We start from the raw sequence: 6,195 nt of genomic DNA on the forward strand, positions 1-6,195 counted from the left end.
CTCAAACCTATAATTTCTTAAACTATGAAAAAACAACCCATTTACCTTGCCTTAGTTCTAATAGGATTACTTACCGCTAATTGTTCTGGTGACGATACACAGACACAAGTAACTACTTATGATGCTGACAATGAACTTTATATTTACGTTGAAAACCAAAGTTCTATATCAGGTACTTATTTAATGAATTATAATGGAAATACTATACAAAATGGCTTTCCTGTACCAATTGGAGGAACAGTATATAAAATTATCAATGCTGATTTATTGACTTTAGTTGATTTTATGACTACGGAAGAAAGCCTTATCTCATTTTCACTTAATAATTCTATAATTCATGATTTTCATCTAGACGCACAAAGTTGTTATGAATTAACATTTACAAGAGATTCTAATAATGAAGCCAAGATAGGAGAACTCATAAAAGTAGATTGTTATTAATTTCTACATTATGAAAGTAGGACTTGTAACTAAAATTTTTCTTGGAATGGCTGTAGCATTTACCGGTCTTCTTGGTATTATGTATCTTATTTATGTGAGCTTAAGTTCAGTCAGTTCGAGTGACAGTAATCATCGACAGGAGCAATTTTCATCTAGTGCTTCATATATTAATAATGGCGTCACTTATACAAATAATTTCTGTACTGAATGTGGAGCCCAGTGTCCTAGAGATACAGAACTTCATTTGATTGATAATGATATGGAATCATATTATCTATGCGGTTCTTCTGCTTGTACTGAAGCCCATAACAATAAAGGGGCCCATAATAAAAACAGTCCTGACTACTATACTGGTAGTGATGGAAGAGTTTATGAGTCGCAACCTTGTGGATTATGCGGAGGCACAGGAATTGAAGAAAGTAATACATCCCTTGGATATCAGAGAAGGAAATGTCCCATGTGTGACGGAAGAGGTCACCAGAACTATTAACTATTGTAAGCTATCATTTTTTATCTTATAAAGCCATTAGTTATAACTAATGGCTTTTCCACAAGTATAATTGCTTACATATCAATAGATGAAAAACAGGTATTTTTACGTATATGTAATGATAACAGATGTTATACATTTGTCAGCTACTCTTATATAACTATAAAAGAGCCCGATTTTATCGAAAATGTAAGGATATGGAATATAATACAATTAACATGATTAATAATATAATTCACCACTTAGAAAACAATATTGAAAGTCATTACTGGTCAATTCCAAATAATATAAATTTACCCGCCATAAGGCTTGGTGATAAGTATATGGAGAATGTTATCTTTATTTTTGATGACTATAACCATACCACAAAAATAGAGAAGGTTGTCTCAAGAGAGATTGATTCTACAACTTCTCTTTCAGATTTGGAATATTCCGCAGGAATAATCGAGCTTTCAAATGTAGCGAACCTGATATACAAAGTTCGTAATTGGTTGAAAAATAATCCTCAGATAGACCCTGTCTTGCAATACGATTTGATTCAAAATTCGAAGAATTATATAAATGAAAATTTTGATTTTTAATCGATGTCCCACTTTTTAGTCAATATTAACTTAAAAACAAATTAATGGCATTATCAATATCAACATTAGATTTATTGAATCGATACATAAACGGAGTAATGGGTCGTGCAGACCATCATGGTGAAAATGTTAACGAAGTTGTTCTAACATTAGTAGGAGCTGTAATATGGAAAGCTACTAAAGATGTAGAAGTCAGAACATACAATGATGAAACTGCAAATATTTTATGGCTTTTTGTAGGAGACAATCGATATGCTATTGGTTATAACCATCACACAGAAAATATTGAATTAAGAGAGAGAACTCAAAATGGCGCAGTATTAGCCGAATTCAATAATGATTCCACTGCTGGTGATATAAAAGCAATATTTTCAACATTATAATAAAAAAACATGGAAAAATCAAAGCAATTAAGCTTCGCCCTAAACCAAGACTTCAAATGGAACTCTAGACGAAAGAAGATGGGTTACTTCAGAAAATAAGCCTAAGCATCCCAAATTAAAACCAGTATTCACAACCAAAAGATTGATTTAAATTAACTTAATAACTACAAATACTATTATGCAGTGGACTTCTTACCCTCAGAGTAAACCAAAAGAATCTCAACCATATCTTATTAGTGTTTCAAAACAACATCCTAATGGAGAATATATTTTCAATTATGTTGGCTATTATGATATTGAAACTGATAAGTGGCACAAATATGATGCATTTTCTGATGATTCAATCAAAGAACCTATTACTGAAAAAGTTTTGGGCTGGATGAGTGATATGACTTCCTATCTTGGTTAATAATAATTTTATTTGATGAATAAAAATATCATTTTCGGTTGAGTAAATAAGAGTCTCTTATAATAGAGACTTTTATTAGTTTTGATAAAACCTAAACTGATGGCAAACATAGAACTTTTCAAATGGCTTGCAATAATTTCACCAATTTTGAGTGGTATAATTGTAGGTATTGTAACTCATAAGCTTTCAAATCGTTCTAAACGTATAGAGATATTGTATCAAAACAAAGTTCGAGCATTTAATGAGTTTCATAAGATACTCATTGACTATAGATTTGAATTAGAGTATGATATCTATAACAATCCATTTCTCGAAAAGAATTCAGATGCAAAAGGGTCGCTCGAAACTCTTAGTTTATTAAATAATGCTCTTGTCCGAAATAACATATATCTCAACGAAAAGAGCATTAAAGCTTTAATGGATTTAGTCACCAAGATTAATTTCTATTGCACTTTTAAAAAGGAAGAATTCCCAAATATAAATCCCTATATAGAAATGGCAGGTGAGATTAAGAAAGTGATGGATATTCTATATAAAGACCTTAATCTTAAATGACGCTACATAATTGAGTGGTGTAAACTTGTATATACTTACCTAAATATAAAAAGCCCCCCGCTTTAAAACGGAGGGCCAAAAACTATTTCTGTTATTTATCTTACAATTATTTTCTGAGTAACAGATTTTCCATTTGCAGAAAGCGTAACAAAATACATTCCGCTTGTTAAAGATGAAAGGTTAATATTTGAATCAGATCCAGACACTTTTGTACTTAAAACCGTTTTGCCCAACACATCTGTAAATACTACATCAGCTTCTCCGGTAAGGTTTTCAGCCAGTATTGAAACTGATCCTGAGGCAGGGTTAGGATATACAACAAAAGCTGCTTTATTAAACTCTTTTGCAGAAGCTGCAGTCTGCACAGTTGTTGTAGCGGTATTGGTAATAATAGCTTCATTAAAATCGAAGTATATACCTGCTGTAGCCGACATAGAGTCTCCTAAAGCAATATCTGATACCGGCTTGATTTTATAAGTTACCCAACCGTTGCTTCCGGGCTCATCCATATCTGCATAAGGCAAGTCAATACCGTTAAAGATAAATTCAACATTATCCTCATTACGTTGTGTTACATAATTATGGCTTGCAGCAATGGGTTCAAATGTGCTCCAGTCAAGGTTGGCATCCAGTTCGATTTCAATCCTTACATTCTGGGCATTGGCAGTACCTTCATTCTGGAATCGGATAGTGTAGTGCAGGTAACCTTCTGCCTGTTCAGGGGTTATGTATTCACCTTCATGAACCCTTATATCATTAGGGTCGTAGCTGTTTACAACAACTTGGTTAAGCATGTGGGTATTATTAGCCATGTTATCATCAGCAGTACCGTCTATACCTACAGTAAGTGTAACCACATCACCTAATTGTACAGTTGGCGGCTGCATAACATTAAAATATACGTAAACATATTCCCACTCAAAAGGCTGAAGTCCGGAATATGATAATGTCAGGGCACTTCCGTTTAACTGCATGGCAGGGGCTGAAGCATCATAAGTAAGCATTGTATCGTCAAAGTTCAGGGTAATGGTACCATTTTGTATGTAAGAGCCTAAGTTTTCATACATAATCAGATAACCTGTTTCCATGCCCGGAATTGCATTAAGTATCGGGAAAATTGTTACGGCAACATCATTTACAGGGTTAGCAGCGGCAAGGCAGAAATCATACTCTGTTTCATCTTCAGGAAATGTTACAGTATAATTAGCAGGAGTTGGTGCATATTGCTGGGTATTATTTACATATACAATATTGTCGCCGTCAGGAACATGGTAAAAAGTATATTGACCGTTCTCATCTGTAAATGTATAATACACATCATTATTGTGGGTATAGCTTACTATAACGCCCGCAGCAGGTATATCATTCGAAGAACAACCATTACCGTCTGTATCATAAGTAATTGTACCGGTTAGGGTGTTGTCACTGCATTGCCCTGCTACTATAGAAGCTTCATATACTCCGAAACAAGTACCGCCATCTACCCTAACATAAAGCGTTTGCTGGTACTGTACAATGTTTGTGTAGCTCCACATCTGGTCAAAAGTTAGCGCATTAGTACCATTTTGTGCATCAACATTGGTTTCATGTATACTTATCTGATAGTTATCACTTGCATTTAGCATGGCATAAACCTGCTCCCATATAAGGGCTACATCAAAAATTTCATAGCCATCTTCATCATCATCACACGCAATCAGCGGGCTTATGGTTATTTCTGGTAGTGGGTATATATTTACATATATAATCTTCTCTGCTGGACAGATACCTGACCAGTTATGATAAACATAAACATTTGTTGTTTCTGTTATTACATCGCCTGCCATAAGCATGGTTCCGGTTCCGCCGGGACCTGTGTAATAATTACCAACTTCAGGTACAGGCAGTATATAACTTTCACATTGCAGAATTTCTTCATCATACCCTATCCATCCGCTGCCCCATCCTACAGAAAAGGAATTTACATCATAAGTATCATCAATTTGAGAAGTTACCCTCACAAAAACCTGGATAAACACATCTTCGGGTGTCATATAAAATGTTGGGTCAGCAATAGGGTCGGTATTATTTATAGCATCATCTTCTGTCTGGAAATAGGCTACCGTAAAATTTGAAGCATCCTGATTACCCAAAACAATATCGTTTTGAAGAGTTAAATCAAATACTTCGTTACCGCACTGAAGCATATCGGGTGCATCATAAGCCGTGGTTTGCGAGTAACCTGCAACACACAGCAAGGCCGAAGCAAAAAGTGTAAGTAATTTCTTTTTCATAAGTTAAAAATTTTGATTGTTTAGTGTTAAAACAACCAAAAAAAGAAATTCCCTACCTTCTTTAGACTAAATTTTTAATAATTGTTTAATCACAGCTTATTTTGGCGTATCTGCCCGGGCAGCAATATGTCATTGATATTCAGGTTATAATAGCTCCTGTATTCAGGATTAATTATAACTTCAAAATTTTTACGGAAACGGGTATATTCCTCATTGGTAAAATCATCCAGTATTATTTTAACCATATAATCTATGCCCTGCATAAATTTTACCCTGTCAATACAAATAACCGAGGCATTAAAACAATCTTCATACTGGTGGTAAAATCCTGCCCCTATGGGTTCATAACGGGTAATATCTATACCTCTTGCCACTAACAGCGATTTAAGTTCTATGTTGCTGTTTTTTGGTTCTGCCTTTATAACGGCTTTTTTTGGCCTGCCCATTACTGTCTCCATTTCTTAGTGCTTGTTTGCTACTGCAAATTTGCACGAAAAAAAGGGGTACAGCATTAAAATTATGGTAATTATTTATTAAGGAACCCTTAAATATTCAGGAGTTATTGCGCTCACGCCAGTTTTGGGTAATGGCATTATAGTCAATATCAAAAGCAGGCTCCTGGCGTTGCAGCCTGTGCTCTTCAAAAGCTTTAAGTAAAAAGCCTTCAATCATATAATCTTCAGGTACATTAGCCGGGTCGTATTTTGCTTTGAGATTAAGATCAAATACCCTCGCCATACGGTCAGACCAAAAGGCTTTCCAGCCGCTTTTTTGCTCTTTAATAAGATTAAAAGTAGTTTCACCCGTTTGCCTGTGTATGAGCTTTACGAGTATCTGCCCGTCTTTTCTTGAAAGATCTTTCAGCTGCCCTTCAAATTCTTCTTCAAGATATTTCTGTACAATTTTAGCATATTTTTTCTTTTCCCTTTCGGTTTTAAGTTTTGCCATATTGCGGTTAAGCAGCGTTAGCCTGTCGGCAGCTATTTTAGCATACGGGTAAACCTTAAGTACCCTGCGCCTCAGTATCAGCAGTTTCTTCTTTTCGTAGGCACTAAGCGTGTCC

At 34.9% G+C, this 6,195-nt stretch carries 9 protein-coding genes; 6 read left to right on the forward strand and 3 right to left on the reverse strand.

Annotation, left to right across the window (positions count from 1 at the left end; all coding sequences use genetic code 11):
• Window positions 1-24 precede the first annotated feature (24 nt).
• The 6 genes from Q0K96_RS14750 (at window position 25) to Q0K96_RS14775 (ending at window position 2,859) form a co-directional block, all read left to right on the forward strand.
• Window positions 25-441: a hypothetical protein gene (locus Q0K96_RS14750; protein ID WP_297334745.1), complete on the forward strand. Its 417-nt coding sequence runs from the start codon at window positions 25-27 to the stop codon at window positions 439-441.
• Window positions 442-451: 10 nt separating this feature from the next.
• A complete protein-coding gene (locus Q0K96_RS14755) occupies window positions 452-931 on the forward strand; it encodes a hypothetical protein (RefSeq protein ID WP_297334746.1) in 480 nt (159 codons plus the stop codon).
• A gap of 197 nt (window positions 932-1,128) precedes the next feature.
• Window positions 1,129-1,512, forward strand: a complete 384-nt coding sequence (locus tag Q0K96_RS14760) for a hypothetical protein (protein ID WP_297334747.1) — start codon at window positions 1,129-1,131, stop codon at window positions 1,510-1,512.
• 44 nt (window positions 1,513-1,556) lie between these two features.
• Complete coding sequence (locus Q0K96_RS14765; protein WP_297334748.1) at window positions 1,557-1,895, forward strand: hypothetical protein; 339 nt, start codon at window positions 1,557-1,559, stop codon at window positions 1,893-1,895.
• Window positions 1,896-2,073: 178 nt separating this feature from the next.
• Window positions 2,074-2,304 (forward strand): hypothetical protein, encoded by a 231-nt coding sequence (locus tag Q0K96_RS14770; protein WP_297334749.1) that lies wholly within the window; start codon window positions 2,074-2,076, stop codon window positions 2,302-2,304.
• Between the two features lie 99 nt (window positions 2,305-2,403).
• Window positions 2,404-2,859, forward strand: coding sequence for a hypothetical protein (locus Q0K96_RS14775; protein ID WP_297334750.1), 456 nt, complete (start codon window positions 2,404-2,406; stop codon window positions 2,857-2,859).
• 95 nt (window positions 2,860-2,954) lie between these two features.
• Here Q0K96_RS14775 and Q0K96_RS14780 read toward each other — a convergent pair whose 3' ends face one another.
• The 3 genes from Q0K96_RS14780 to Q0K96_RS14790 form a co-directional block, all read right to left on the reverse strand.
• Window positions 2,955-5,132 (reverse strand): T9SS type A sorting domain-containing protein, encoded by a 2,178-nt coding sequence (locus Q0K96_RS14780; protein WP_297334751.1) that lies wholly within the window; start codon window positions 5,130-5,132, stop codon window positions 2,955-2,957.
• An 89-nt stretch (window positions 5,133-5,221) separates the two neighbouring features.
• Window positions 5,222-5,590: a hypothetical protein gene (locus Q0K96_RS14785; protein ID WP_297334752.1), complete on the reverse strand. Its 369-nt coding sequence runs from the start codon at window positions 5,588-5,590 to the stop codon at window positions 5,222-5,224.
• Window positions 5,591-5,684: 94 nt separating this feature from the next.
• Window positions 5,685-6,195, reverse strand: a 511-nt coding sequence (locus tag Q0K96_RS14790) for a DUF4294 domain-containing protein (RefSeq protein WP_297334753.1), incomplete at its 5' end; no start/stop codon positions are given.

It is taken from the genome of Flavobacterium sp., assembly GCF_024305175.1.
In the GTDB taxonomy this organism is placed as follows: Bacteria; Bacteroidota; Bacteroidia; order Flavobacteriales; family Flavobacteriaceae; genus Flavobacterium.